Genomic DNA, 23,516 nt, shown 5'->3' with positions numbered 1-23,516 from the left:
TCTAAAATCCGGTCAAAAAACAATACGTCTAGGTGAGGATATCAGGGGGAGTAGGGGAGCAAGGGAGCAGGGGTAGCCAGATTTTATATGGATATTAGAAGTATGGGGAATTATCCGGATTTGCTCTAAGATAATTAAGACTTATACTATATCTAAATTTATAAATCAAAACTATGTCAACAAAAATTGGTGCTGAAGACTATTATGATAAATTTGCGGCCAAATATGACGAGGTGTTAAAGGCACCCAGTTCTAATGTCCAGTATGTCAATGAAGCCGTTAAAATCTTCCATCGACATAATCACCATCAAGGCAGTATTTTAGATATTGCTTGTGGGACAGGTATCCTAAGTGAATTGTTGCAAGGAGAGTTTGACTATACAGGGATTGATATTTCCAGTAAGATGCTAGATTATGCGGCAAAAAGGGGGTATAAAACCATCCACAAGCCCATTGAAACAGCCCTCACTCAAATTGATAGCCAGTCCTACGATTTTGTTTTTTGTTTAAGTTCATTACTGTTTGTGGAAGACGCGGCAACAGCTATTAAACAGATGAATCGGATTGCTCGCGAAACAATTATTTTTAGCCTTGATGAAACAACAGAGGAATATATTCAAAAGGTGCCTATTCCAGTTTATGAACACTCGAAACTTGCCCTCGACAATGCCATGGAAGATTATTTTATTGTAGGTTGGACTTCTCCCAGCCAAGGAATTACAATCCGAACTCGTATGATTTATATTGAAGCAAATAAATAGGATTTTTAATAGCAAAGGGAATCGGGAATCGGGAATCGGGAATCGGGAATCGGGGAACGGGAATCGGGAATCGGGAATCGGGAAACAAGATTGTTTTGCTCATTCCAGATAGCGTTACTAATAATACTAGTGTAGTTGTAAACTAGAGCCGAAAAAAAACTCTACCGGTTGTGTTGGAGATGATGCGTTCGCGTAGCGGTTCCTTACTGGCAGTCCCAGACGCTGCGCGAAGGGAACATCGCACCCAATTTCCCTTGATCAACATCTCTCCCACGCTACCCAAACTTCCCAAACTTACCACACGCCCAACAAACACCTGTAATAGCAATCCCTGTCGGAATTGTGAGAATTTTTGTTACCTTTTCCCGACTCCCGACTCCCGACTCCCGACTCCCGACTCCCGACTCCCGACTCCCGACTCCCGACTCCCGACTCCCTACTCCCTACTCCCTACTCCCTTTGCTAAGCCTGAGCCCAAACCCCTAATCACTGAATTTTTTGTCAGAATACTAGAGTTGAAATGGTTAAGTCAGTAAAGGTAGTAAGCATGGACACGGTCCGCGAGTTGCATCAACAGCTAATCAACAAAGAACGCTCAGCTGTAGAAATTACCCAAGAAGCCCTAGATAAGATTCAAGCCCTAGAGCCTCAAGTCCAAAGCTTCCTCCACATCACCTCAGACTATGCCCTAGAACAGGCCAGTCAAGTAGATGCTAAAATCGCAGCTGGTGAAGAGCTCCCGACTTTAGCCGGTATACCCATTGGCATCAAAGACAATATGTGTACCCAAGGGATTCCCACCACCTGCGGCTCCCGGATTCTGGCCAAGTTTGTCCCACCCTACGAGTCAACAGTGACCCAAAAACTGAAAGATGCTGGGGCAGTAATGGTAGGTAAAACCAACTTGGATGAATTTGCCATGGGGAGTTCTACGGAAAACTCTGCTTTTCAACTTACTAAAAACCCTTGGAATTTATCCCATGTTCCCGGGGGCTCCTCCGGGGGCTCAGCGGCAGCTGTAGCTTCTGGGGAATGTCCCATTGCTCTGGGTTCTGATACCGGTGGTTCTATTCGTCAACCGGCTTCTTACTGTGGAGTAGTTGGCATGAAACCGACCTATGGTTTAGTATCGCGCTATGGTTTAGTGGCATTCGCGTCGTCCTTAGATCAAATTGGACCATTTGCTCGCACTGTAGAAGATGCCGCTATTTTACTGAATGCGATCGCAGGATATGACCCCAATGACGCTACCAGCCTCAAAGTAGACATTCCCGACTATACTCAATTCCTCAAACCAGACCTAAAATCTAATGGTAAAGTTAAGATTGGCATTATCACAGAAACCTTTGGTGAAGGCTTAGACCCAGTAGTAGAGAAAGCAGTCACTAAAGCCATTGATCAGCTCAAAGACTTAGGTGCTGAAATCCAGGAAATTTCCTGTGCCCGATTCCGGTATGGTTTGCCTTGCTACTACATTATTGCTCCGTCAGAAGCATCAGCCAATCTAGCTCGCTACGATGGGGTTAAATATGGCTTACGGGCATCAGATGCTGACAATCTCCTTTCTATGTACACCAAAACCCGTGCTGAAGGGTTCGGTGCAGAAGTCAAGCGCCGGATTATGCTAGGAACCTATGCCCTATCCGCTGGTTACTATGATGCCTATTATCTCAAAGCCCAAAAAGTTCGTACTCTGATTAAACAGGATTTTGAGGCAGCCTTTGAGAATGTCGATGTGCTAGTCTGTCCCACAGCTCCCTCCACAGCGTTTAAAGCTGGGGAAAAGACAGAAGACCCTTTAAGTATGTATCTGACTGACCTGATGACTATTCCAGTTAATCTGGCTGGGTTACCAGGGATGAGTATACCCTGTGGCTTTGATGAACAGGGATTACCCATTGGGATGCAGTTGATTAGTAATGTATTGCGGGAAGACCAGCTATTCCAAGTAGGTTATGCTTATGAAAAAGCAACCGAATGGCATCTAAGTCAACCGGTTTTGAAGGATGAAGGATGAAGTATCAAGATAATTGATTATGTTGATTGTTGCAGGATTTATAGCGATCGCTTACGCCTTAGTTTGTACCTCCGTGTTGCTGTTGCAACATAGGCTAATGTTTTGTCCTGCCTCAGTGATTGAAAATACACCAGCTGACTTTGGTTTGCCTTACGAAGAGGTTTGGTTACCAATATCCAATCAGGGTAAAGTTGAGAAAATTCACAGCTGGTGGATTCCCTCTGACTCACCAAAAAGTAAGGTGATGCTATATCTGCACGGTAATGCCTCTAATATTGGGGGATATCTTGAAATAGCCCAACGGTTACATCAGGTCGGTTTATCCCTGCTGCTGATTGACTACCGAGGCTATGGTCGCAGCGAGGGGAAATTTCCTAGGGAATCCCAAGTTTATCAAGATGCTCAAGTAGCTTGGGATTATCTAGTCCAACAACGAGGCATCAATCCCCAAGATATTTTTGTCTATGGTCATTCCATGGGGGGAGCAATCGCGATTGATCTAGCGGTGCGTAACCCAGAAATGGCAGGCTTGATTTCGGAAGGCTCATTTACTTCCATGCGGGATATGGCAGATTATGAGAGAAAATATGGTTTCTTGCCGATCGATCTTCTGCTTACCCAGCGGTTTGACTCAATTAGTAAAATCAAGTCACTCCAAACACCTATATTCTTAATCCATGGCACTAGTGATGCCACAGTTCCTGCTAGTATGAGTCAAGTCTTGTTCGATGCTGCTACAGTTCCTAAACAGCTTTGGCTAGTTCCTGATGCAGGTCACAATGATTTGACAACTGTTGCTACTTCCGAATATCAGCAGAAAATTGGGGAATTTGTAACACAGGTTTATGCAGGAAAAGCTATAGCTTAGCGTTATAGTATTTAGCGCGATAGGCGATAGTATTTAAGGGTTTTTTCTAATCCCGCCACAAAGCAATACCCCCCAATAACCCAGCAACATTGGGCACTACTTTTACATTGGGGGGTAGCTCAAAGTTAATTTTTTTGGCTTCACCACCACCAATGTAAAGGGAATTATAATTAAACAAACGCTCCAGGGATGCGATCGCTTTTTTGAGACGGTTATTCCATTTCTTCTTACCATCTTTCTCTAAGGCCGCTCGCCCCAACTGTTCTTCGTAGGTTTCCCCTTTACGAAAAGGATGGTGTCCCATTTCCAGATTTGGCACCAGCTTGCCATCTACAAATAAAGCAGAACCAAACCCTGTGCCTAGGGTAATCGTCAATTCCACTCCCTGGCCAGTAATTGCTCCTAATCCTTGCACATCGGCATCATTAGCTACCCGCACCGGTTTGCCTAAGCGTTGAGATAGGGTAGTAGCGAGATCAAATCCCTGCCAATCAGGATCGAGGTTTACCGCCGTATAGGTTATCCCATTGCGCACCACTCCAGGAAATCCCACCGATACCCGTTCAAAATTCCCTTGTCCGAGAGCATGGGATGCGATCGCATCAATAATAGCATCCGGCTTAGGAGGTTGGGGTGTTTCTAAGCGACTACGTTCGGTGATGGGATTACCCACTTCATCTAATACCATCACCTTAACGCCACTGCCACCAATATCTACGGTAAGGGTATGGATTGGGCTATTGTTTTGATTCATCAGGTATTTTAGTTCACGGTTCACAGTTTACTGTCAACGGTCAACAGTCAACAGTAAACGGTCAACGGTCAACAGCCAACAACAAACATTATCGATTAAAAAGACCTAACTTATCCTTGTAATAGTTTTTGCCTAGCACGTTCAGCACGAGCTGGAGCACTAGCCATTACCTCTGCCATCTTTTCGAGCATTTCTCCTGGGTAATTTTCTAAAACCCTGGTAGACATAGAAATACGACCTTTGCCTTCATCCAAGTTAATAATCATTACCTGGATCACTTGACCGATTTCAAACACCTTGGAGAGGTCTTCAACGAAATTTTGGCTTACTTGCTTAATGTGTAGCAAGCCATTGGTTTGATTAAAGTCCACAAACACACCAAAGGGCTTGATCGCAGCTACTTTACCTTCCACTAATTGTCCCACTTCTAGCTCAGAGAAAGTAGCAGCACGCACAGCTTCCCGCTGAGAAAGCACTAGCTTATTGCGATCGCGGTCAGCTTCTAGGAAAGTGACTGTTAGTTTCTGACCAATCAAGGAATCTAGATGGTCGTGCTGACTCAAGTGCGATCGCGGAATAAATCCCCGCAATCCGCGCACATCCACGGTGACACCACCTTTATTCACTCCAGAAACCCGGACATCTAATGATTTTCCATTGTCTTGGAGTTCAACTAACCCATCCCAAACCTGCTTAATCTCCAGCTGACGCCGGGAAAGGGTAACTTGACCATCGGCATTCTGCTCCCGAATAATCAGGAAATCCATTTCCTCATCCAAGGGCAGTACTTCCGACCAATCGAGATCCAATTCTAAGGAAACTTCACTAATTGGTAGATAAGCCAGGGACTTACCACCGATGTCTACATAAGCACCATCGGTTTCGTAGTTATGTACTCTGCCACGAACCACCTGTCCCTGTTTAAACTCATAGTCGTATTCTTCTAGGGCTTGAGCAAAATCATCCATAGAAAAGGATGAATTGCTGGTGGTCGAAGAGGTTGATTTTGAATTCATGATGATTAACGGTTTAAAATCAGTGATGATTTCTGATATGGGATCAGCTGCTTAAAAAGTTGGGAGCCGGTGACAGTTTAGTCAAGTTTTTCCCTAAAGAGCTGCAAAACGTTAGCCCACGCATCAGTAGCTGCTTTTTCATTGTAGCTAGCCCGTTGGTCACAGAAAAATCCGTGGTCTGCTCCATCGTAACGAAAGACACGATAATTAATTTTATTTTTCTCAAGAGCAGCCTCAATCTGATCAACCTCTTCTGCTGGAATGCTAGCATCTTCCATGCCAAAGAAACCATAGAGTGTACCGTTAATCTCTGGTGTGCGAGTAATAGTTGGTTCACCACCGCCAGGAGTCATAGTAGTAATCCCAGCGCCATAGAACGAAGCAGTAGCTTTAATATCGGGTAAGGTAGCAGCCAGATAGGCAACATGACCGCCGAAACAAAAGCCAATAGAGCCGATGGAGTTATCTTGCACAGGGGTTTGACTCCTCAGGTAATCGATGGCCCCGAGTATGTCTCCCAGCAGTTCAGCTGCTCTGGTTTGTGCCTTGTATTCCTTGCCAATCTTAATGTCTTCAGTGGTGTAACCTGTCTCAAAGCCTGGGGCTTGGCGTTGATAGAGTGCCGGAGCGATCGCAACATAGCCTTCTTTGGCAAACCGTTCTGTGATATCCCGGATATGGCCATTCACCCCAAAAATTTCTTGCAGCACCACAATTCCAGGAAGAGGTCTTTCTGCCACCGGCATTGCCAGGTAAGCTGCTATGTCTAGATCACCATTGACCACCTTGACGGTAATGGTACGAATTTCGCTATGTGTCATAATCGATTTGGAAGGATGTGAAGCTCTTGCTTGGCAGTTATAGATGCTAAGCTAAAGGTTTTCTTGGCTTTCTGAATTCAGCGCCAATTCTACAGCAGTAGCTTAACTCTAAATTATACCTGTATTTAATAAATAAATAATAAGTTAATTAACTAGTTTACTTAATTGGATAGTTCAGTATAGTCCAGAGTATAAATTAAAAATCTATTAATTTTTATTGATTTTTATTGATTTTTATTGACTTAGTTATTTGGGAGCTAACTTAGTTATAATTAGCTAATTTTTAAACGATAAGCTATTAGGGATCAGCGATAAGCTATTAGGGATCAGCTATCAGCCTAGGCTCTACAGATGGTGCTACTTGAGATGGGATCAGCGTGTCGCGTATCAGCTAATGCGCTACGCGCAAGCTACTTGAGGTGCTATCAGGTGACGGCTGAATCATTACTACCGAGACTTTGAATTCGATAAAATCTCGAACTATTAAATTATCCCAAATCTTATTTTAAGCTGACCGCTGAACGCGCACGCGTGAGCTTTTAGCTCACGGCTGATAGCTGAATGCTTACATTATAGCTGAAGTGGATAGCAAAATTTGAACGAAAAGTTTAAAATATAAAATTTACCATATAATAGTGATAAACAGGGGATTTTGGAGACTCTGTAATGGTTCAGTATCATATTCAACAAGATAGTGAAATACCTGCCTCGAAGCAGCTATTTGACCAAATTCAGTTTGCGATCGCATCCCGACAATATTCCCCAGGTCATAAACTGCCCAGTACCCGTCAGCTAGCGATGGAGACGGGTTTGCACCGCAATACCATCAGCAAGGTATATCGGCAGTTAGAAGAAACAGGACTAGTAGAGTCCCATGCTGGGTCAGGCATTTATGTTAAGGCACAGGGTCATGAAGGGGGTAATCGACGTCAGGTTGGCATTCTTAACCAGTTTTCCCCCGAAGCTTACAAGGTTGTTCAAGATAGCCTCAATCAACTTCTCGGACAAGGTTGCTCCCTTAACCAAGCTAGGGAACTATTTTTGTCGGAGATTGACTGGCGGTTACGGTGTAGCGCTAGGGTACTGGTGACAGTAGAGTCACGAGACATTGGTGCTGGAGAATTGATGGTGCAGGAGTTAGAACAATCCTTGGGAATCCCGGTGCAGTTGGTGCCAATGGAAGAACTCTCGGAAGCTTTGGATCAAACTCACTCGGCGACAGTAGTTACTAGTCGCTATTTTATCGGTAAAGCAGAAGGGATTGTTGCCCCTAAATCTGTCCGTGTCATCCCTGTTGATATTTATGACTATGAGCCAGAAATTAAGCTAATTAAGAATCTCTCCAAAGGTAGCCGTTTAGGAGTGGTTAGCATCAGTTCTGGGATTTTAAAAATAGTAGAAATTATTATCCATAGTCTACGGGGAGATGAGTTGTTAGTGATGACGGCTCAGATTAAGGACAACTACAAACTAAAAGCTCTGGTTCGTAGTTCCCAGATAATTATTAGCGATCAAGCAAGTTATCAAACTGTTAAAGAGGCCATCTTAGCTGCTCGTGAAGATATTATTCGACCACCCAAGCTGATCCGTTGTGAAAACTATATTGGTAGCAAGTCGATTAATCTGCTCAAACGGGAACTGGGTTTGGGTTAACTTAACGGTTTGATGGGATTAAAGCTATGGGATATTATGGATTATACCGCTAAAAATATCAAAAAAAGTTGTGCAGCAGTGTGACAACATTACCCCATAAGCTAAATTAATTAGTTTAAATTTACTAGTTGAACGAAAGTATTTAAATTACTAAAAATTATCCGAAAATAATGCTCATAAAAATTTTCCTATTTTCGGTGCCAATACTACTACTGGTAGCCTGTAACTCTAAAGCTGAGCCATCAGTTGAGCTACCAGACTTTCAATGTTACGGAGAACTGCCAAAACAACTCCAAAAAAACATTGGGGAATATCGACTTGCTCAAGGTTCTGACTTTGTGAAGTCAATTCGCTCCTTTGATCAAGAAGATATAAATGTGCAGCTTACCTGTACTATCTTCACCGCTGATTTTAATAGGGATAGTCTCAAAGACTACGCCGTGTTACTAGTAAGCCAAGAAAATGCTGAGCCTAAATTTCAGCTTCTACTTAATCAGGGCAAGGGCAAGGAGAGCTCCAGCAGTGACTAGGGAATATCAACGCCTTAGTGAACCATCTGAAGGTGTGATTTACACCTCAATGAGATTCAAGCCTCCAGGAAAACTTGGTTCTGCCCAGCGTGATTATTTTCCCTTGCAGCCAGGAACACCGGAACGGGAGACGTTTGAGTCCCAACCAGCGATTAGGCTGTGGAAAGCGACAACTGATCAGGCCACTGGCAAACCTCAAGATTTGGAACTGAGCACCATCGCTTTCGGTTCTGAAATTTTTTATTTCGTGGAAGGGGAACTCAAAACTATTGAGCTTGGTGACTAGTACTCTGGTATTGTAATTTTGAGGGTTAGGGCTTAGCTTAAGTTCCGGTACCTAAGGCTATCATCCTAATCCATAAACTTTAAATATATCATATCTAGGTGAGGTCTGACAGCAATATCAAAAACCTAGCTGGATTAGTGTGAAAACTTTTTATATAAAGTAAAATTTCTCTAGGGTTGACAGTTCTTTGGTTGGATCACAAGCAACCGAAATTCACTGCCAACAAGAAGATCAGCAAACATCAACGCCCCGACCTGATCAGTCCAGCAAGGGTATCCCTAGGTACATCATATGAAGAACACGAATTCTGGTGTAGGAGTGCAAATTGATCAAGAGCCTCAAACTTTACCATCACCACTTAAACCAGTAGTAGAACTTAACTCGAACCTTAGCCATCCCCCTTCTATCGAGCAAATCGTCGCAGAGGCTCATGGTCACAAAGCTTCTGACATTCATATTCGAGTGGGACAGGTCCCCAGATTTAGGATTCGGGGCAAGATGTATGTGGCTAAACGTCATACCAAGGTCACAGTGGAAGTCTTTGAGGCATACCTCAATGAGATTCTCACTCCGGCTCAGAGGAAGCAGTTTGCTGAAGCCAAAGAACTGGATACTGCTATTTTTTACCCTGGCTTAGTGCGCTGTCGGGTGAATTGTTTTGACTCCCTAAACGGCGGAGCCATTGTGCTGCGATTAATCAGCCTTGATGTTCCTTCAATCGATGATTTAACTCTACCGCAAGTTTTAAAAAAAATAGTTAGCAAGGGTCAGGGAATTATTTTAGTTACCGGTCCGACAGGATCAGGTAAATCAACGACTCTTGCGGCGATGATTCGCCATCTCAATGAAACAGAGTACAAACATATTGTTACCATTGAAGACCCGGTTGAATATGTCCACCGCTCCCGAAAGTGCCTGATTAGTCAGCGAGAAGTGGGATTACACACCCATGAGTTTCACCACGCTCTGCGGTCTGTGTTACGGGAGGATCCCGATATAATTCTAATTGGGGAAATGCGCGATCGCATCACAGTTGATACTGCCCTGCAAGCTGCCCAAACCGGTCATCTGGTCTTGGGTACTCTACACACTCGCAATGCCATCAGCAGTATTAACCGTCTGTTGAATCTCTACAATCCTGATGAACAGTCAGCGATCCGCATCCAGATTGCTGAGTCCCTGTTGGCAGTTATTGCCCAACTCTTAGTACCAACCATCGATAAGGGTCGGATTGCGGTTCATGACATTTTAATCAATACCCCAACTGTACAGGATTACCTGCTTAAGGGAGAAGATGGGGATGTGTTCCGACTGATGGAAACTGAAACCATTGAAGGAATGCAAGTTATGAATCAGGCTCTCTACAACTACCTAATTGATGAAAAAATCACACCCACCGAAGCCCTTAAAGTGTCTCCTGATCCCCAGGCTTTGATACGCCAGATGCGCACTGGTGGTATAGATGCTTCCGCCTCGGCTCGTGATTGGATGAATGAAGGTTAGGAGGTTGTCTGTCAGAATTTAGAATTAAGAATGCATTCTAAATTCTACATTCTACATTCTAAATTCTAAATTCTACATTCTCAATTCTTACCTTTTACCTTGCTTCGCCAACTTCTTCTTAGACAGCTTCCGCAAACGAACTGACTGAGGTGTAATCTCCACCAGTTCATCGGGTCCAATATACTCCAAAGCCCGTTCCAAACTCATCTCCATTGGGGCTTGTAACTGCACTAATTCATCCCCAGTGGCGGAACGATGGTTAGTTAACTGCTTCGTTTTACAGACATTTAGATCTAAGTCCTGAGGACGATTGTGTTCCCCAATAATCATGTTTTTGTAAACCTTAGTGCCTGGTTTAATAAAGAATACACCACGGTCTTCTCCATTTTTCAGGGCATAGAAGGTAGCCATCCCTTCTTCAAAGGCTACAATTACTCCATTGCGGCGAGTTTCTAATTCCCCAGTCATGGGACGATATTCTAGGAAGCTATGATTCATGATCCCTTCACCTTTGGTCAAGCGAAGGAAGTCCCCCCGGAAACCAACTAAGCCACGGGCAGGAATCACAAAATCGATTTGGGTGCGACCATTGGCACCCACTTGCATATCTTGCATTTCCCCTTTGCGCTGTCCTAAACGCTCGATACAGCTACCCACGGCTTCTTCTGGCACATCTAGCACTAGATATTCAAAGGGTTCGCAAGGTTGACCATTGACTTCCCGGTAGATGACTTGGGGTTGGGAAACTTGGAACTCATATCCTTGGCGACGCATGGTTTCGATCAGAATACCCAGGTGTAGCTCTCCACGACCAGATACTAGGAATTTATCGGGGGAGTCAGTGGGTTCTACCCGTAGTGCTACGTTTGTTTCTAATTCTCGGAATAAGCGATCGCGTAATTGTCGCGAAGTTACAAAGTCCCCTTCCTTACCCGCAAAGGGGGAATCATTCACGCAGAAGGTCATTTGCAAGGTAGGCTCATCTACCTTAATTAGGGGTAAGGCTTGGGGTTCATTGGGACAAGTAATGGTTTCACCAATATTGGCATCAGCAAACCCAGCTACCGCCACGATATAACCAGCTGATGCTTCTTTTAGGTCAACTCGCTTGAGTCCTTCAAATCCCATCAACTTGGTAACTTTTGCCTGAACTATGTCCCCAGTATCCTTAACTAAAGCAGCTTGTTGACTGGCCTTAATGGTTCCGTTGTGAATTCTGCCAATCACAATGCGACCTAGGTACTCGGAATAGTCCAAGGTGGTGACTTGTAGTTGTAGCGGCTTGGCAGGGTCTCCTACTGGTGGCGGGACATGATGCAAAATCGCTTCAAACAGTGGTTGCATATCTACCGCTTCTGCGTCCAAATCTTCTTTGGCGTAGCCTTGTAGACCGGAGGCAAATAGGTAGGGAAACTCACACTGGTCATCGTCTGCTCCTAATTCTAGGAACAGATCCAGCACTTTGTCGATGGCACCATAAGGGTCCGCTTGGGGTCGGTCAATTTTATTGACCACTACAATCGGGCGGAGTCCTTTTTCCAGAGCTTTTTTCAGGACAAATCGGGTTTGAGGCATTGGTCCTTCATTAGCATCCACAATTAGGATGCAGCCATCCACCATACCCAATACCCGCTCTACTTCTCCACCAAAGTCAGCGTGACCGGGAGTATCAACAATATTAATTAGGATGTCTTTGTACCGAACGGCGGTATTCTTAGAAAGAATAGTAATACCCCGCTCCCGCTCTAAATCGTTGGAGTCCATGACGCAGTCTGGAACGTCTTCCCCTTCGCGGAAGATACCGGATTGTTTGAGTAGAGCGTCAACTAAGGTAGTTTTGCCGTGATCGACGTGAGCAATAATAGCAACGTTGCGAATTGGGAGAGTCATACCAGCGCCTGGAAATAGGTAGCAGCAGTTACAATTTTTTCTAAAGATTTCTTAATAATTCTAGCTTACCTTGGGAAGAGCCAAAGAAAAATGGCTGATGCCGGACTGGTAGCATCCGGCTAAGTTAAACCTATGTATAGCAAAGGGAGTCGGGAGTAGGGAGTCGGGAGTAGAGAATATGGCATCAAAAATTATCACAATTTCTACACAGACCCCTATCAAACTATGCCGTCTTGATAGGTTTGCGTTCGCGAAGCGGTTCCAAAGGAAAATCCCGTAGCGTGACCATTCGCGTAGCGTGGCCTTTTGGCCAAGGTCAATCTTTGCTCCTAGTGCCATCAGTTGTGGGTTACCTGTTACTGGGTAAATCATGAATTGATCAACTGCTGACACTGGTAAGCGATCGCGTTTCAGTGGATACCTTCTTCTGATTGTTAACCGGGGGCTGAGGAGGTGCTGACTCGTTCTCAGCCTTCAAACGCAGAGTAAAGGATTTATCAACATAGATACCTTTGGAATCCGTGCGACGGACAATCACGGTATGGCTGGTGTCTGTTTTGAAATTAATCAAGCTTTGCTCGGTAAGAGCCAGTTTATTCTCCTTCAACATAAACCGCCCGCCAGCATCATCAATTAATGAGTAGGTATACCGTTCTCCTGTTTTTGGATTAGTCGGGGATAGGATACCAACTACAGTTCCTGGTTTGATCTGATCAGGGATACGTTGATCAGCTTGGTCAGAGTTTTGGGATCTTTGGGGAACGTTTTCCTGAGTTGTGCTGGTATCTTGGTGATGGTTTTGGTCAGGTAAGCTAGCGTTTTGAGCAAGGCGATACAGGTCAGTAAAGAAGTTATTGAGAGGTTTAATCCCACCCTTAGCTGCCTCGACTTCCACTAACTCACTGTTGGTCAATTCTTGAATAACGGAGGATATAGAAGGGTGGGTAAAACTGTAGAGACCTTCCTCAGAAGATTCCAAAACAGCTGATAAAGATAGATTATCTTCACCGCTCGATGGTGGGGATTGTTTAAATTTAATCTGATCTAAGGGCAAGAACAAAGTAGAGGATTTAGCTAAGTTTAGCTTAGCTTTATTTTCATTACTATCTTCAAATTGTATCGGTAAAACATTAGGGCTTGTTGCCACTGGGCTGGTGAACAGAAGTAGACCATACTTCTCTAAGCTTAAGTCTTGATTGTTTTGGTCTACAGTTTCCTCAATAGCAACCGTTTCAGAGACCGTTTCAGGGATTGAAGATTGGTCTATCTCGCTCTCACTGATGGTAGTTAGCAAATCATCCATGGAATAGATGCTTGATTCGCTATCTTCTATATCTTCTCTGGGCACAATATTCTCAGGTTGCCCTGTTTTTGTAGAGGATTTTCCTATCCTCAGCCGAATCGGGAGCCGTTGATAGTTTATCTGTAGCGCAATTACTCCCCATCCTCCAAGAGATACCACTGCCCAGCCAAACAACCATCGGTATAGTGGTTTATTGGAGAGGGCGTTCAAGGGGGTTGAAGTAACCGATTGATTTGCTAAGGCAGACTCTGGTGTTGAAATAAAATTATTAATGATAGTATCCTGACCTTCCCCTCTAGTTTGTGGCTGATTTGGGGAAATCTCGATCAACTCCCTCTCTTGGGTAGCAGATAAGAATTCTGAGTGCAATTGTTGTAGAGTTATCCAGGTTATTGGTCCAACAATACCATCCGCATTCAATCCTAGTGCTTGCTGGAATGTAGAGACAGCAGCAAAGGTATTGGAACCGTATACACCATCCACTGGCTGTTGGTAGTTGCCTAACTGTTGCAGTATAGTTTGTAGTCTAGTGACAACTTCCCCTTTGCTCCCCAAACGCAGTGTTGGGGGGACATTTATTCCTGGTAAAGACCGTCCCTGGACTGTTTTGAGATTACTGAATCGAGAGTTTTGAGCAATTGCGATCGCTTCTGGAGCAGTGATGCTCTTGGAGGGTTTCCCCAGCCGAGGGGATTGGTTGGGCTCTTGAGTGGGCGTGCAGATAATGCTGTCACTGTAGTCAAGACTAGCAGTGGCATTTTTGCAGTGGCTGTAGGCTAGTAGTAGGAGAGTAGAGGGGTCAGGCATATAGCGTTTTTATCTAGGTTGTAAACACACCTCTTGCTTTAAAAGGCAAGAGGTAAGAGGCATGCATGCTAGAGGGGAAAGAGATCCGGAGTTTTATTCGACAATAAAAAAAGACCTCCTCGGTTTACATCTGATGGAGAAACGCTATAGACAGCACTTGAGTCTAGTAAGCTTTGCACAATTTATTTTGTCAACCCGGATATTTTAGTGAGGAAATTTGTAAAGTTTTGTAAACTATGGTAAAGGGAGCAGGGAGTCGGGAGTCGGGAGTCGGGAGTCGGGAGTCGGGAATATGGGGAATTCGGCTAGATGCGATCGCGTAGCGTGACCATTCGCGTAGCGTGGCCTTTTGGCCAAGGTCAATCGCTTTTAGCGTGGCCTACGGCCAATCCCGTAGCGTGACCATTCGCGTAGCGTGGCCTTTTGGCCAAGGTCAATCGCGTTTATCAATTTCCAGAAACTCCCCCCACCCTGACTAGAAAATGCTATTATTAAAGGTTATTAGTAGTGGTGCGTTACGGGGCGGACTATCCCAAGGCTGGCTAAGAGGCGAAAAATAATGGCAAGTCCGCCCCTAACTACGCACTAATTATTTTTGAATTTTAAATTATTTCCTTCAAAAAGCTTTTTATATCAGACTAGCGAGTCACCAATTTTAGCAGGATTTTTTAATATATGAGTAGTATAAAAAACCTAAGTCAATGGTGATTTTTTTTGTTGGTTACCTGTCCTATATATTCTCGCTATAGCAATCATAAATTAGCTTAAATAAAGCTTCATACTTATTTAAATAAATATCGTAAATAAACTATTATAAATAATTCAAATAATTTATTTTTGATGGTTAAAGAGGAATCCGTGTAGGAATTGTGATAATTTTTGTTTCCTATTCCCTATTCCCTATTCCCTGTTCCCTATTCCCTGTTCCCTATTCCCTTTCCTATACCTCACCCAATTAAAACCCGAAATATTATAGCAGCTAATTTCTATAATAGCATTTAACTGTGCCACTTGTCAAAGTGACCTAATTTCAAAACAGCTCAAAAATCTGTCATGGTATAAAATAATCTAGTGTGCAATCTCTACCATCCACGTAAAAGAGACACTTGTGCAATCGACACAAGACAAAACCAGGCTGCATTTAAACCAAAAACTGCATTCTACCAATAGTTTTGCTCAATAGTTTGGGAATTATTAGAGCAATTCCTAACAGTTATGCCAAAGGGATTTTCAGCAAACTACTAGTTAATTAGCTGTTAATGTAAGCTATCAGCTATCAGCTAATGCGCTACAGATGGTGCTACTTGAGGTGCTATCAGCTATCAGCCTATGGGCTACGTGAAATGGGGGTTTTCCCCAGACTTTCTATTTTATTTGAAGCTGACCGCTGACGGCTGACCGCTGACGGCTGACCGCTGACAGTTTACTGTCAACAGTTACCAATTAACAAAACGCGCTTCATCTAAAACAGGAAAACAACCATGAAAATCGAAGCAGAAAACTCAATTCGCGTTACCCTGGAAAATTACGAGGTTTTTGATAATGATATTGCTTCAGGCTCTAAAGCAGTCAGAATCGAAGACATTGAAAGCAACGGCATAATCAGAATTGACTGGACAGAAAGTGATGGTGTTGCTGGCAAATACCATATCGGTATCGCTCACTTTGATGAAGTGGATGGAAAAGCCAAACTAAAACTACAGGTTAACGGTATTGAAATTGACACCTATACTTTGGAGAAAAACCTTGGTGGAGACGGACCCAACCCCCTTAACTATGTCGGTTTCACTGACTCTCTCAGCAATGGTGATCCTAATCCAAATCCTATCTTTAAGGATGTACAACTTGCCCCAGGCGATCGCATCGAAATTGTTGTAGAGGCAGATAGTCTTGATAATGAGACCTTCGAGTTAGGGCGAATTGACGCCATCGAATTTACCTCTGCTGAAGTGGATCTGTTCTGGCATAATTCTCAGACTGGTGCCATGGGAGCTTGGCGGATGCATGGGGTCATGGGTACTGACCTAGATGAGGCAGTGACGATTCAAATGGAATCAGTTAACAGTGACTGGGAGATTCGTGCTGCTGGAGACTTTAACGATGATAGCCACAAAGATATGGTTTGGCGCAATACCGTTACTGGAGACATTGGTATCTGGTTAATGAAGGGTTCCCAGTTCCAAGAAGCAGTATCCATCGTCCCAGTCTCAGACCTTAACTGGCAAATCCATGGCACAGCAGATTTCAACGGTGATCAGCAAACCGATCTGCTGTGGCGTAATCACTCCACTGGCGAAAATGCAGTTTGGCTGATGAATGGCACTGAGCTAACTCAGGGAGTACTAATCAAATCAGAATCAGCCGACAGTAAATGGAAGATGGTTGGTGCCGGAGACTTTGATGGAGATGATGACGGGGATATTCTCTGGCTTAATACTGAAAACCAAAATGTTTCCTACTGGCGGATGGCAGGTACAGATTACATCGAGTCAGTGTTGGTGAATAATGCACCCTTCGACAACACCTGGAAATTTCAAGGAGTTATGGATTTTGACGACAATAATTACGATGACATTTTCTGGAGCAATACTGTTGATGGCAAGACAGGGATGTGGATGATCAATGAAAACGGTTACGAGCGACCAGTAATCTCTGAGTCGATAGATTTGAGCTGGGAAAGCCATGCCTAAAGTGACCTTTGTTGAGGGTTGACTGTTGACGGTTGACTGTCAACAAACAGCGCTCAATCAAATTATGCGTTCGCACTTCTGACTTGCTGTCGCATACAATCAATTACTCACACACCTTAGGGGCGCACGGGATGCGCCCCTAAGGCTAATTTTTGTTATATTCATTATCAAGAGAACGATAGTTATAGGAACGCGCCCCCGCCCCTCTCCCCACACTGTTCTGATTCCCGATTCCCGATTCCCGATTCCCGATTCCCGATTCCCTGCGCCATAGCATACTAATTTACCCTAAATGAAGCACTCCGAACACTTGCCAATCATTGGCTGGCGAGAATGGTTGACGTTGCCTGAACTTGGTATTATACAGGTCAAGGCGAAAATTGACACTGGCGCACGTTCATCCGCCTTACATGCCTTTGATATCAAAACCTTCGACCATGATGGGATCAAGTGGGTTCGGTTTAAAGTGCATCCCTATCAGCGGGACAGCCATCAAACTGTAATCGCAGAAGCGAAACTGTTAGACCAGCGAAAGGTACGCAGTTCCAATGGACAAACTCAGTTGCGACCGGTTATCCAGACTACTGTAAAACTAGGTAGCAAGCAGTGGCCGATTGAACTTACCTTAACCAATCGAGATGCCATGGGTTTCCGGATGTTGCTGGGGCGTCAAGCTGTTCAGAGGCGCTTTTTGGTAGACTCGGGTCATTCCTTTGTACAAAGTTCAACTACGAGTCACCAGAGCAATGATAGGAGTAATCAAGGATGAAAATTGCTATCTTATCCCTAGATGCTGGCTTATATTCTACCCGACGCTTGAAGGATGCTGGGGACAAGCGGGGTCATGAAATGCGGGTGATTGACTATATGCGCTGTTATATGAATATTACAGCTCACAAGCCAATGGTAATGTATCAGGGCAAACCCTTAGATGACTTTGATGCCATTATTCCCCGGATCGGGGCATCAAAGACCTTCTATGGCACCGCCGTTGTACGGCAGTTTGAAGTGATGGGTGTTTTTAGTGCTAATCCAACTCAGGCAATTTCCCGCTCTCGTGATAAGCTACGCTCTCTTCAGATCCTTTCTCGTGAAGGTATTGGTTTGCCCGTAACTGGCTTTGCCCATTCCACCCAAGATATTGACGGCTTAATCGAGATGGTAGGTGGTGCTCCTTTGGTGATTAAACTATTGGAGGGTACCCAAGGCATTGGGGTGGTACTGGCAGAAACTCATCAAGCTGCTACCTCCGTCATTGAAGCCTTTCGCGGTTTAGAAGCCAATATTTTAGTCCAAGAATTTATCAAAGAAGCAGGGGGTATGGATATTCGTTGCCTTGTGATTGATAGTAAAATAGTAGCATCAATGAAGCGACAGGGAGCAGAAGGGGAATTTCGCTCGAACCTACACCGAGGGGGAACAGCAGAAAAAATCAAGTTAACCCCTGAAGAGCGTAGCACAGCAATTCGTGCTGCTAAAGCCATGGGATTACGCATAGCTGGGGTAGACATGGTACGCTCCAATCATGGTCCGGTAGTGTTGGAAGTAAATTCTTCACCAGGACTAGAAGGAATTGAAAAGGCGACTGAAGTAGATGTGGCGGGGAAGATTATTGAATTTTTGGAAAAAAGTGCTGCGAATGATAAAAAAGGTACACCTCGCAGTGGAGCTGTTCGCGATCGCATAAAGTATTAAATTGTCATTCAATTTTGACGGAATACTAGGTTATTGTTACTAGAACATAGGTAAATTATTGATTAGGGTGTCAGGAATGAATCCAAGCCTGGAACAGTCAAGTATAGATACTACGACTATGATGACATCTTCCGAACCATTGGTCGAGGTGCCGAAAATCTTGGAAGAAGAGCGCATGCAAAAGGAGCGTATGCATGATGTCCTGCTGCTGCTGGAACATTTAGTAGAAAGGGAAGAGGCTACCGTGAAGCTCATCCTCGATTGCCTCTACGATGTGGGCTCAGTAAACCTGATCAACAAAAAGTTTCAGTCTCGCTCCCTCAACTGGATGATGAAATCAATTGCCCGTATGTCCAAACCAGCCTTCAGAGTTGTTGCTCTGCGCTGGTTTAAGAAGAATTGTCCAGAACTAATTACTAAGTGGCTGGGGGAGCAAGTGCAAGGGAGCAGCGAGTCGGGAGTCGGGAGTCGGGAGTCGGGAGTCGGGAGTCGGGAGTCGGGAGTCGGGAGTAGGGAGTAGGGGGAATAAAATTGAGTGTACCTGATAAGTACGAGAAACGCCTTTATGCGTAAGTCCTGAAAAGTTTACCGCTGGCTCAGCCTATCCTGACACCGAACAGCTTTTGAATAAAATAAGCTGACGGCTGAATGCTGACACCTTGAGTTAGGAATTTTCACAAAACCAATAGTTTACAAATCTGGTCAAGCAGTTGACAATTTTCTGCTGATATCAGTCATTCAAAAGCTTTTTTAGCGCGAGTGCGCCCCTAGCATACTCACAGTTTGTTCACAAAGTTTGATTAATCTTTCATCAGAGCTTAATCAAAGGAGCCGAATGTCTAAGTAAATACTCTGTTTCGGCGTAAACAACCAGCTGATGCCTAATGTCATGACTAAAAAGGGGAGGAGATGGAGAGAGTCAAGGTCGGCAAATGCCAGTTGTTAACAACTCCGATGCTACCAGATTTGCTCTAAAAACTCTGATTTAAAACTAAGGAGAACGTTGATGAACACACAATCAGAAACTGCCATTAAGCACAGTGATGTAATCAACCGGATAGTACTGAATCGCCAAAACACTGAAGAAATTGGTCGGGTAGCTGAGCTGTGGCTCGACCCAATGGCTCATAAAGTTTTGGGTTTGGTTTGCAAGTCAGGACTGCTGGGTCGCAAAAAACGGTCATTTACTTGGGCAGAAATTGAGGCGATTGGCTCCGACAGCATTCTAGTTTACCTTGACTCGGAAACCGCAGCGAAAAAACCCCCATCAGTGGAATCGATTGTGGGACATCAGTTGTGGACGGACGGAGGGAATCAGGCAGGTACTTTGGTGGACTATCGATTTGACCCCAACACCGGGACGGTAGTTGAGTATATCTTTGGCTCCAAGGGCTGGCGTGGTGTCACTGATGGCACCTACCGACTTCCCCCTGTCGCCATCGCCAGTGTGGGCGGTAAACGAGTGATGGCCATAGAGGCGATGGTGCAAAACGCTGAGCAGTATACCGATGGCATCAACCAAAAAGTTGCTCAGGCGGCTGAATCCTTGAAAGATGACTACGCCAAAACTAAGGAAGATATGGCGGCGCTGATGGAAGGGGCTCAGGGGTTAGCGACTCAAGTGCAAGAAAATGCTAAAACAGTAGCGGAGAATACCCAAAATAAGTTCTCTGAGGTTGCTGGTCAAGTGCAACAGACCACTAAACAGGTGACTGGTAATGTTCAAGAGAAGTTTTCTGATGTCACCACTCAAGTGCAAGAAAATGCTAAAAAAGTAGGGGAGAATACCCAAAATAAGTTTTCTGAGGTTGCTGGTCAAGTGCAACAGACCACTAAACAGGTGACTGATAATGCTCAACAGAAGCTCTCTGATGTTGCTGGTCAAGTGCAAGAAACTACTAAAAAAGTAGCGGAGAATAGCCAAAATAAGTTTTCTGAGGTTGCTGGTCAAGCACAACAGACCACTAAACAGTTAACTGGTAATGCTCAACAGAAGCTCTCTGAGGTCGCTGGTCAAGCACAACAGACCACTAAACAGTTAACTGGTAATGCTCAACAGAAACTCTCTGATGTTGCTGGTCAAGTACAACCGACCAATAAAAAAGTAGCGGGGAATGCCCAAGAGAAGTTTTCTGAGATTACTACTCAAGTGCAACAGACTGCTAAACAGCTGACTGGTAATGCTCAACAGAAGCTTTCTGATCTCACCGCTCAAGTGCAAGAAACTACTAAAAAAGTAGCGGAGAATACCCAAGAAAAGCTCTCTGAGGTCGCTGGTCAAGCACAACAGACCACTAAACAGCTGACTGACCAGGCTAAGGAAAAACTAGTTCAAGTAAAGACAAAGTTGCCGAGTGCTGACTCCGCTACTACTACAGAAGCTGCTCAGAAAGACAAGACACTCAAAGCTAGTTCTGAGCCAGAATCTGCCAAAACAGCTCTTAAGCACTAACTGATCTATACAACTCAAGGAGAAAAATACCATGAGACAAGTTGCAATACTGGTAACTAGACAATTTGCAATGGTGCTAAGTATTTTAGCGATCGCATCTTGGTTGTCTCTAGCTACTGATGGTAATGAGAACTCTCAGTCTAAACCGACTCCGAGTTCAGCAGAAGCAACTGCACCCCAAACACCAGCAGAAACCGTTGCATCCGAGAGAAAAGAAAAACAGAGCTCTCTGCAGAACATAATCTCTGTGTTAATGGTCGCTGATCAGTAATATCAGTATTCAGCGATCAGCCCTCAGCGATCAGCCCTCAGCGATCAGCCCTTGGCCTACGGCCAACGGCTGAATGCTTACTTAGTAATATCTCAGAAGGTGGCAAGAAACGTTTATTTAAGAAGTACTCAAATAATGATCACCACTGACAACAATAGCGATTGTGAATTTCTTCAAGAAGACAGTATATGGTCTGACCTCAGAGCAATAAGAGTTATTAATGGGTTGCAACAGGAGGTGGAGTTCCTAGAAGCCTCAGTGAAACGGCTCCAAATCTGGCTGGTTTTAAGTATTGTGATCCTAGGAGGTAGTATTGCTGCTATCAGTCCCCTTGGTGCTATGACTTACAAGCAGTTGCAGCAGCAATTCGCACCAGTAAATTCCTGGAAAACCACTCAACAAAACCGGTGATTTTTTGATTAATTATTCACCAGACTTCTTGCAGAAGTCGGGAACAGGGAACAGGGAACAGGGAACAGTGGAGAATAATTGACGCAAACACTATCAGAAAAATACTTTTGCAAGAGGTCTACCATTAAAACTAAATATAGCGTTTATAGGATTTATGAGGTACGCTTCTCAACCTCAAAGTCCCCCTTGATAAGGGGGATTTAGGGGTATCTCTTGGTACCTCATGGCATATATAATTGCTCTAATAAATACTAGAGTATTACTAAATTAATTGTGCCCATTTTTGATCATAATTTTCCTACTCCCTACTCCCTACTCCCTACTCCCTACTCCCTACTCCCTACTCCCTACTCCCTACTCCCTACTCACTGTTCTCTTTGCTATAAAAAACCAACAATAAATAGTCTCAAAAAAAGGCCATGACTAACAACAATCATCTAAGTAAAACAAGCACGATCAATAATTTTGCTATAGACAACAAACCTCTTACCAACACAGCCCTTCCTGTTGTGACCCCAGTCAATCCTCTTGCTAATCTCCAAGAGCAACATATCGAAGAAGTCGCCGAAGCATTGGTGGAATTTAAAATGACTGCCATGTCCGATAAGAAGAAACAGGAGCAAGAAACAAAAGAGCTACAGAAAAAAATGGGTCGTTTCACCGCTATTTGGATGATCTTAATCTTGATGGTAGCAGGAGCAGGAGCTTGCACAGGATATTTCTTTTATACCCAGCTCAAGGAGCTAACTACAGAAATTACGTCATTGAAAGAGGCTCCGGCAGAATCAGAACAGGCAAAACAAGTTCAACAGCTAGAACGAGCAATATTTTGACTTATGACTTATGACTTATGACTTATGACTTCTGACTTCTGAATTCTGAATTCTGAATTCTGACTTCTGACTTCTTACCTCACAACCCTGCTTTTTACCGTACCAAAGGCTCAAGAATTGTCACCAAACTCAAGGGCATCAGCTCTTTACTAAGGGATTGAGCATAGGCAGCACTCAGATAAGCTTGGTACTCTGATTTACCAGCAATATAGGTTTGAAAAAATGCTAAACTCAATGCTTTCATATACTCCTGAGCAATAGTTGGGTCAGGACCAAGCACTGCCTCAGGTAAGGGGACATCATCGGGTGATGGGGCGAGGGTGGAAAAGTGGGTTCCTCTCCTAAGCAATACTAGATACTTCTGTAGAGTTGTCAGCCAAGTAAAGGGTTGAATCTGTTCTGGTAACGCTGGCGCTATGGTATCATCACTACCAGCGACTACCATCAGGGGCACTTGAATTGGGCTAAGTTGGGATTTTCCTAAGACTGTGCTAGTAATTGGATTAATTGCGATCGCACCTTTAATCCGTTGATCCGATAACTGATAGTCCTGTGGTGGTAAGTCAAAGGCACGACACTGAAGTAGTAGGGATATATTCAAGGTATCCTGATTTAAGGGAGCGCAATCCTGTTGCAATTGCTCAAAATTGATCTCGGCTCCAGCAAGAGCTAAGGATGTGTAACCCCCAAAGGACTGACCCAATACTCCCACCTGTTGCAAATTTAACTGCCCTTGAAAGGAACTTTCTAGTTCATCCAGTAAAAACTTAATATCCAGAGGGCGGTTAATAAATTCTGATGGTGGAGCTGCCTCTTTGGCAAGACCAGTTAACAAAGCCTGTATTTGATCCGCATTACTGCCTGGATGTTCCGGTACAGCCACAGCAAATCCATGGGATGCCAGGTGACGGGCTAAGTACTCAAATGTCTTCCGTTCTGAACCCAGTCCGTGGGA

Annotated in this window: 27 protein-coding genes; 17 read left to right on the top strand and 10 right to left on the bottom strand. The window is 44.2% G+C overall.

Annotated elements, in window-relative coordinates:
* Window positions 1-173 precede the first annotated feature (173 nt).
* Window positions 174-761 carry a class I SAM-dependent methyltransferase gene (locus F6K57_RS13850; RefSeq protein WP_293068414.1) on the top strand — a complete coding sequence of 196 codons (588 nt, stop codon included), beginning with the start codon at window positions 174-176 and terminating at the stop codon, window positions 759-761.
* On the opposite strand, the gene F6K57_RS13845 is transcribed toward F6K57_RS13850, so the two are convergent.
* On the bottom strand, window positions 718-864 hold the full coding sequence (locus tag F6K57_RS13845; RefSeq protein ID WP_293038048.1) for a hypothetical protein: 147 nt from the start codon (window positions 862-864) through the stop codon (window positions 718-720). The two genes, F6K57_RS13850 and F6K57_RS13845, sit on opposite strands and share 44 nt — an antisense overlap.
* Before the next feature lie 76 nt (window positions 865-940).
* On the opposite strand from F6K57_RS13845, the gene F6K57_RS13840 reads away from it, so the two are divergent.
* The 3 genes from F6K57_RS13840 to F6K57_RS13830 are packed head-to-tail and all read left to right on the top strand — an operon-like array spanning window position 941 to window position 3,646.
* The gene (locus tag F6K57_RS13840) at window positions 941-1,297 is read left to right on the top strand and encodes a hypothetical protein (protein WP_293068410.1); all 357 of its coding nucleotides are present in this window, start codon (window positions 941-943) and stop codon (window positions 1,295-1,297) included.
* 11 nt (window positions 1,298-1,308) lie between these two features.
* Window positions 1,309-2,778 carry an Asp-tRNA(Asn)/Glu-tRNA(Gln) amidotransferase subunit GatA gene (gene gatA, locus F6K57_RS13835; protein WP_293068407.1) on the top strand — a complete coding sequence of 490 codons (1,470 nt, stop codon included), beginning with the start codon at window positions 1,309-1,311 and terminating at the stop codon, window positions 2,776-2,778.
* Window positions 2,779-2,797: 19 nt separating this feature from the next.
* A complete protein-coding gene (locus tag F6K57_RS13830) occupies window positions 2,798-3,646 on the top strand; it encodes an alpha/beta fold hydrolase (RefSeq protein ID WP_293068404.1) in 849 nt (282 codons plus the stop codon).
* A 46-nt stretch (window positions 3,647-3,692) separates the two neighbouring features.
* On the opposite strand, the gene F6K57_RS13825 is transcribed toward F6K57_RS13830, so the two are convergent.
* The 3 genes from F6K57_RS13825 to F6K57_RS13815 all read right to left on the bottom strand — a co-directional run bounded on the left by F6K57_RS13825 (window position 3,693) and on the right by F6K57_RS13815 (window position 6,237).
* Window positions 3,693-4,400, bottom strand: coding sequence for an ROK family protein (locus F6K57_RS13825; protein ID WP_293068401.1), 708 nt, complete (start codon window positions 4,398-4,400; stop codon window positions 3,693-3,695).
* A gap of 110 nt (window positions 4,401-4,510) precedes the next feature.
* Window positions 4,511-5,416, bottom strand: a complete 906-nt coding sequence (locus tag F6K57_RS13820; protein WP_293068398.1) for a S1 RNA-binding domain-containing protein — start codon at window positions 5,414-5,416, stop codon at window positions 4,511-4,513.
* Between the two features lie 77 nt (window positions 5,417-5,493).
* Complete coding sequence (locus tag F6K57_RS13815) at window positions 5,494-6,237, bottom strand: dienelactone hydrolase family protein (protein WP_293068396.1); 744 nt, start codon at window positions 6,235-6,237, stop codon at window positions 5,494-5,496.
* Between the two features lie 666 nt (window positions 6,238-6,903).
* Here F6K57_RS13815 and F6K57_RS13810 point away from each other — a divergent pair.
* The 4 genes from F6K57_RS13810 (at window position 6,904) to F6K57_RS13795 (ending at window position 10,209) form a co-directional block, all read left to right on the top strand.
* On the top strand, window positions 6,904-7,890 hold the full coding sequence (locus tag F6K57_RS13810) for a GntR family transcriptional regulator (protein WP_075896794.1): 987 nt from the start codon (window positions 6,904-6,906) through the stop codon (window positions 7,888-7,890).
* A 197-nt stretch (window positions 7,891-8,087) separates the two neighbouring features.
* Window positions 8,088-8,420 (top strand): hypothetical protein, encoded by a 333-nt coding sequence (locus F6K57_RS13805; protein WP_293038036.1) that lies wholly within the window; start codon window positions 8,088-8,090, stop codon window positions 8,418-8,420.
* Entirely contained in the window at window positions 8,413-8,706 is a 294-nt protein-coding gene (locus F6K57_RS13800; protein WP_293068393.1) for a hypothetical protein, read from the top strand. Before F6K57_RS13805 ends, F6K57_RS13800 begins: the two co-directional genes overlap by 8 nt.
* A 291-nt stretch (window positions 8,707-8,997) precedes the next feature.
* Window positions 8,998-10,209, top strand: coding sequence for a PilT/PilU family type 4a pilus ATPase (locus F6K57_RS13795; RefSeq protein WP_075896792.1), 1,212 nt, complete (start codon window positions 8,998-9,000; stop codon window positions 10,207-10,209).
* A gap of 87 nt (window positions 10,210-10,296) precedes the next feature.
* Here F6K57_RS13795 and typA read toward each other — a convergent pair whose 3' ends face one another.
* The 4 genes from typA to F6K57_RS13775 all read right to left on the bottom strand — a co-directional run bounded on the left by typA (window position 10,297) and on the right by F6K57_RS13775 (window position 14,572).
* Window positions 10,297-12,099 (bottom strand): translational GTPase TypA, encoded by a 1,803-nt coding sequence (gene typA / locus F6K57_RS13790; RefSeq protein ID WP_075896790.1) that lies wholly within the window; start codon window positions 12,097-12,099, stop codon window positions 10,297-10,299.
* A gap of 60 nt (window positions 12,100-12,159) precedes the next feature.
* Window positions 12,160-12,471, bottom strand: coding sequence for a hypothetical protein (locus F6K57_RS13785; RefSeq protein ID WP_293068389.1), 312 nt, complete (start codon window positions 12,469-12,471; stop codon window positions 12,160-12,162).
* Window positions 12,472-12,478: 7 nt separating this feature from the next.
* On the bottom strand, window positions 12,479-14,209 hold the full coding sequence (locus tag F6K57_RS13780; RefSeq protein ID WP_293068386.1) for a peptidoglycan-binding domain-containing protein: 1,731 nt from the start codon (window positions 14,207-14,209) through the stop codon (window positions 12,479-12,481).
* 234 nt (window positions 14,210-14,443) lie between these two features.
* Window positions 14,444-14,572 carry a hypothetical protein gene (locus F6K57_RS13775; protein ID WP_293038025.1) on the bottom strand — a complete coding sequence of 43 codons (129 nt, stop codon included), beginning with the start codon at window positions 14,570-14,572 and terminating at the stop codon, window positions 14,444-14,446.
* 1,118 nt (window positions 14,573-15,690) lie between these two features.
* Between F6K57_RS13775 and F6K57_RS13770 the strand changes: the two genes are divergently transcribed.
* Window positions 15,691-16,899 carry a VCBS repeat-containing protein gene (locus tag F6K57_RS13770; RefSeq protein ID WP_293068382.1) on the top strand — a complete coding sequence of 403 codons (1,209 nt, stop codon included), beginning with the start codon at window positions 15,691-15,693 and terminating at the stop codon, window positions 16,897-16,899.
* 145 nt (window positions 16,900-17,044) lie between these two features.
* Here F6K57_RS13770 and F6K57_RS13765 read toward each other — a convergent pair whose 3' ends face one another.
* Window positions 17,045-17,176 carry a hypothetical protein gene (locus tag F6K57_RS13765; RefSeq protein WP_293020801.1) on the bottom strand — a complete coding sequence of 44 codons (132 nt, stop codon included), beginning with the start codon at window positions 17,174-17,176 and terminating at the stop codon, window positions 17,045-17,047.
* A gap of 15 nt (window positions 17,177-17,191) precedes the next feature.
* On the opposite strand from F6K57_RS13765, the gene F6K57_RS13760 reads away from it, so the two are divergent.
* The 8 genes from F6K57_RS13760 (at window position 17,192) to F6K57_RS13725 (ending at window position 22,561) form a co-directional block, all read left to right on the top strand.
* The gene (locus tag F6K57_RS13760; protein ID WP_293020802.1) at window positions 17,192-17,668 is read left to right on the top strand and encodes an ATP-dependent zinc protease; all 477 of its coding nucleotides are present in this window, start codon (window positions 17,192-17,194) and stop codon (window positions 17,666-17,668) included.
* Window positions 17,665-18,594 (top strand): 30S ribosomal protein S6--L-glutamate ligase, encoded by a 930-nt coding sequence (gene rimK / locus F6K57_RS13755; protein ID WP_293068378.1) that lies wholly within the window; start codon window positions 17,665-17,667, stop codon window positions 18,592-18,594. The genes F6K57_RS13760 and rimK overlap by 4 nt, the downstream gene beginning before the upstream one ends.
* A 76-nt stretch (window positions 18,595-18,670) precedes the next feature.
* Window positions 18,671-19,114, top strand: coding sequence for a hypothetical protein (locus F6K57_RS13750; RefSeq protein ID WP_293068376.1), 444 nt, complete (start codon window positions 18,671-18,673; stop codon window positions 19,112-19,114).
* A 486-nt stretch (window positions 19,115-19,600) separates the two neighbouring features.
* Complete coding sequence (locus F6K57_RS13745; protein ID WP_293068373.1) at window positions 19,601-21,046, top strand: PRC-barrel domain-containing protein; 1,446 nt, start codon at window positions 19,601-19,603, stop codon at window positions 21,044-21,046.
* Window positions 21,047-21,077: 31 nt separating this feature from the next.
* Window positions 21,078-21,317: a hypothetical protein gene (locus F6K57_RS13740; RefSeq protein WP_293020808.1), complete on the top strand. Its 240-nt coding sequence runs from the start codon at window positions 21,078-21,080 to the stop codon at window positions 21,315-21,317.
* A gap of 51 nt (window positions 21,318-21,368) precedes the next feature.
* Window positions 21,369-21,728: a hypothetical protein gene (locus F6K57_RS13735; protein ID WP_293020810.1), complete on the top strand. Its 360-nt coding sequence runs from the start codon at window positions 21,369-21,371 to the stop codon at window positions 21,726-21,728.
* A gap of 273 nt (window positions 21,729-22,001) precedes the next feature.
* Complete coding sequence (locus F6K57_RS13730) at window positions 22,002-22,151, top strand: hypothetical protein (protein ID WP_293068369.1); 150 nt, start codon at window positions 22,002-22,004, stop codon at window positions 22,149-22,151.
* Window positions 22,148-22,561 carry a hypothetical protein gene (locus tag F6K57_RS13725; protein ID WP_293038014.1) on the top strand — a complete coding sequence of 138 codons (414 nt, stop codon included), beginning with the start codon at window positions 22,148-22,150 and terminating at the stop codon, window positions 22,559-22,561. The genes F6K57_RS13730 and F6K57_RS13725 overlap by 4 nt, the downstream gene beginning before the upstream one ends.
* 94 nt (window positions 22,562-22,655) lie before the next feature.
* Here F6K57_RS13725 and F6K57_RS13720 read toward each other — a convergent pair.
* A partial coding sequence (locus F6K57_RS13720) for an alpha/beta fold hydrolase (protein WP_364302781.1) occupies window positions 22,656-23,516 on the bottom strand: 861 nt, incomplete at its 5' end.

This window comes from Moorena sp. SIO4A5 (genome assembly GCF_010672005.1).
Classification (GTDB): Bacteria; Cyanobacteriota; Cyanobacteriia; order Cyanobacteriales; family Coleofasciculaceae; genus Moorena.
The sequence above is the reverse complement of the archived record's forward strand: the minus strand, read 5'-3'. Positions and strand labels throughout refer to the sequence as shown.

What these genes read in the sequence shown, in the direction of transcription:
- F6K57_RS13815 (WP_293068396.1), bottom strand. Translation starts at nt 6,237, where the DNA reads ATGACACATAGCGAAATTCGTACCATTACCGTCAAGGTGGTCAATGGT.
- F6K57_RS13850 (WP_293068414.1), top strand. Translation starts at nt 174, where the DNA reads ATGTCAACAAAAATTGGTGCTGAAGACTATTATGATAAATTTGCGGCC.
- F6K57_RS13770 (WP_293068382.1), top strand. Translation starts at nt 15,691, where the DNA reads ATGAAAATCGAAGCAGAAAACTCAATTCGCGTTACCCTGGAAAATTAC.
- gatA (WP_293068407.1), top strand. Translation starts at nt 1,309, where the DNA reads ATGGACACGGTCCGCGAGTTGCATCAACAGCTAATCAACAAAGAACGC.
- F6K57_RS13780 (WP_293068386.1), bottom strand. Translation starts at nt 14,209, where the DNA reads ATGCCTGACCCCTCTACTCTCCTACTACTAGCCTACAGCCACTGCAAA.
- F6K57_RS13785 (WP_293068389.1), bottom strand. Translation starts at nt 12,471, where the DNA reads ATGATTTACCCAGTAACAGGTAACCCACAACTGATGGCACTAGGAGCA.
- rimK (WP_293068378.1), top strand. Translation starts at nt 17,665, where the DNA reads ATGAAAATTGCTATCTTATCCCTAGATGCTGGCTTATATTCTACCCGA.
- F6K57_RS13840 (WP_293068410.1), top strand. Translation starts at nt 941, where the DNA reads ATGATGCGTTCGCGTAGCGGTTCCTTACTGGCAGTCCCAGACGCTGCG.
- F6K57_RS13825 (WP_293068401.1), bottom strand. Translation starts at nt 4,400, where the DNA reads ATGAATCAAAACAATAGCCCAATCCATACCCTTACCGTAGATATTGGT.
- F6K57_RS13810 (WP_075896794.1), top strand. Translation starts at nt 6,904, where the DNA reads ATGGTTCAGTATCATATTCAACAAGATAGTGAAATACCTGCCTCGAAG.
- F6K57_RS13795 (WP_075896792.1), top strand. Translation starts at nt 8,998, where the DNA reads ATGAAGAACACGAATTCTGGTGTAGGAGTGCAAATTGATCAAGAGCCT.
- F6K57_RS13725 (WP_293038014.1), top strand. Translation starts at nt 22,148, where the DNA reads ATGACTAACAACAATCATCTAAGTAAAACAAGCACGATCAATAATTTT.
- F6K57_RS13820 (WP_293068398.1), bottom strand. Translation starts at nt 5,416, where the DNA reads ATGAATTCAAAATCAACCTCTTCGACCACCAGCAATTCATCCTTTTCT.
- F6K57_RS13765 (WP_293020801.1), bottom strand. Translation starts at nt 17,176, where the DNA reads ATGCTATGGCGCAGGGAATCGGGAATCGGGAATCGGGAATCGGGAATC.
- F6K57_RS13740 (WP_293020808.1), top strand. Translation starts at nt 21,078, where the DNA reads ATGAGACAAGTTGCAATACTGGTAACTAGACAATTTGCAATGGTGCTA.
- F6K57_RS13845 (WP_293038048.1), bottom strand. Translation starts at nt 864, where the DNA reads ATGAGCAAAACAATCTTGTTTCCCGATTCCCGATTCCCGATTCCCGTT.
- F6K57_RS13745 (WP_293068373.1), top strand. Translation starts at nt 19,601, where the DNA reads ATGAACACACAATCAGAAACTGCCATTAAGCACAGTGATGTAATCAAC.
- F6K57_RS13830 (WP_293068404.1), top strand. Translation starts at nt 2,798, where the DNA reads ATGTTGATTGTTGCAGGATTTATAGCGATCGCTTACGCCTTAGTTTGT.
- typA (WP_075896790.1), bottom strand. Translation starts at nt 12,099, where the DNA reads ATGACTCTCCCAATTCGCAACGTTGCTATTATTGCTCACGTCGATCAC.
- F6K57_RS13750 (WP_293068376.1), top strand. Translation starts at nt 18,671, where the DNA reads ATGAATCCAAGCCTGGAACAGTCAAGTATAGATACTACGACTATGATG.
- F6K57_RS13760 (WP_293020802.1), top strand. Translation starts at nt 17,192, where the DNA reads ATGAAGCACTCCGAACACTTGCCAATCATTGGCTGGCGAGAATGGTTG.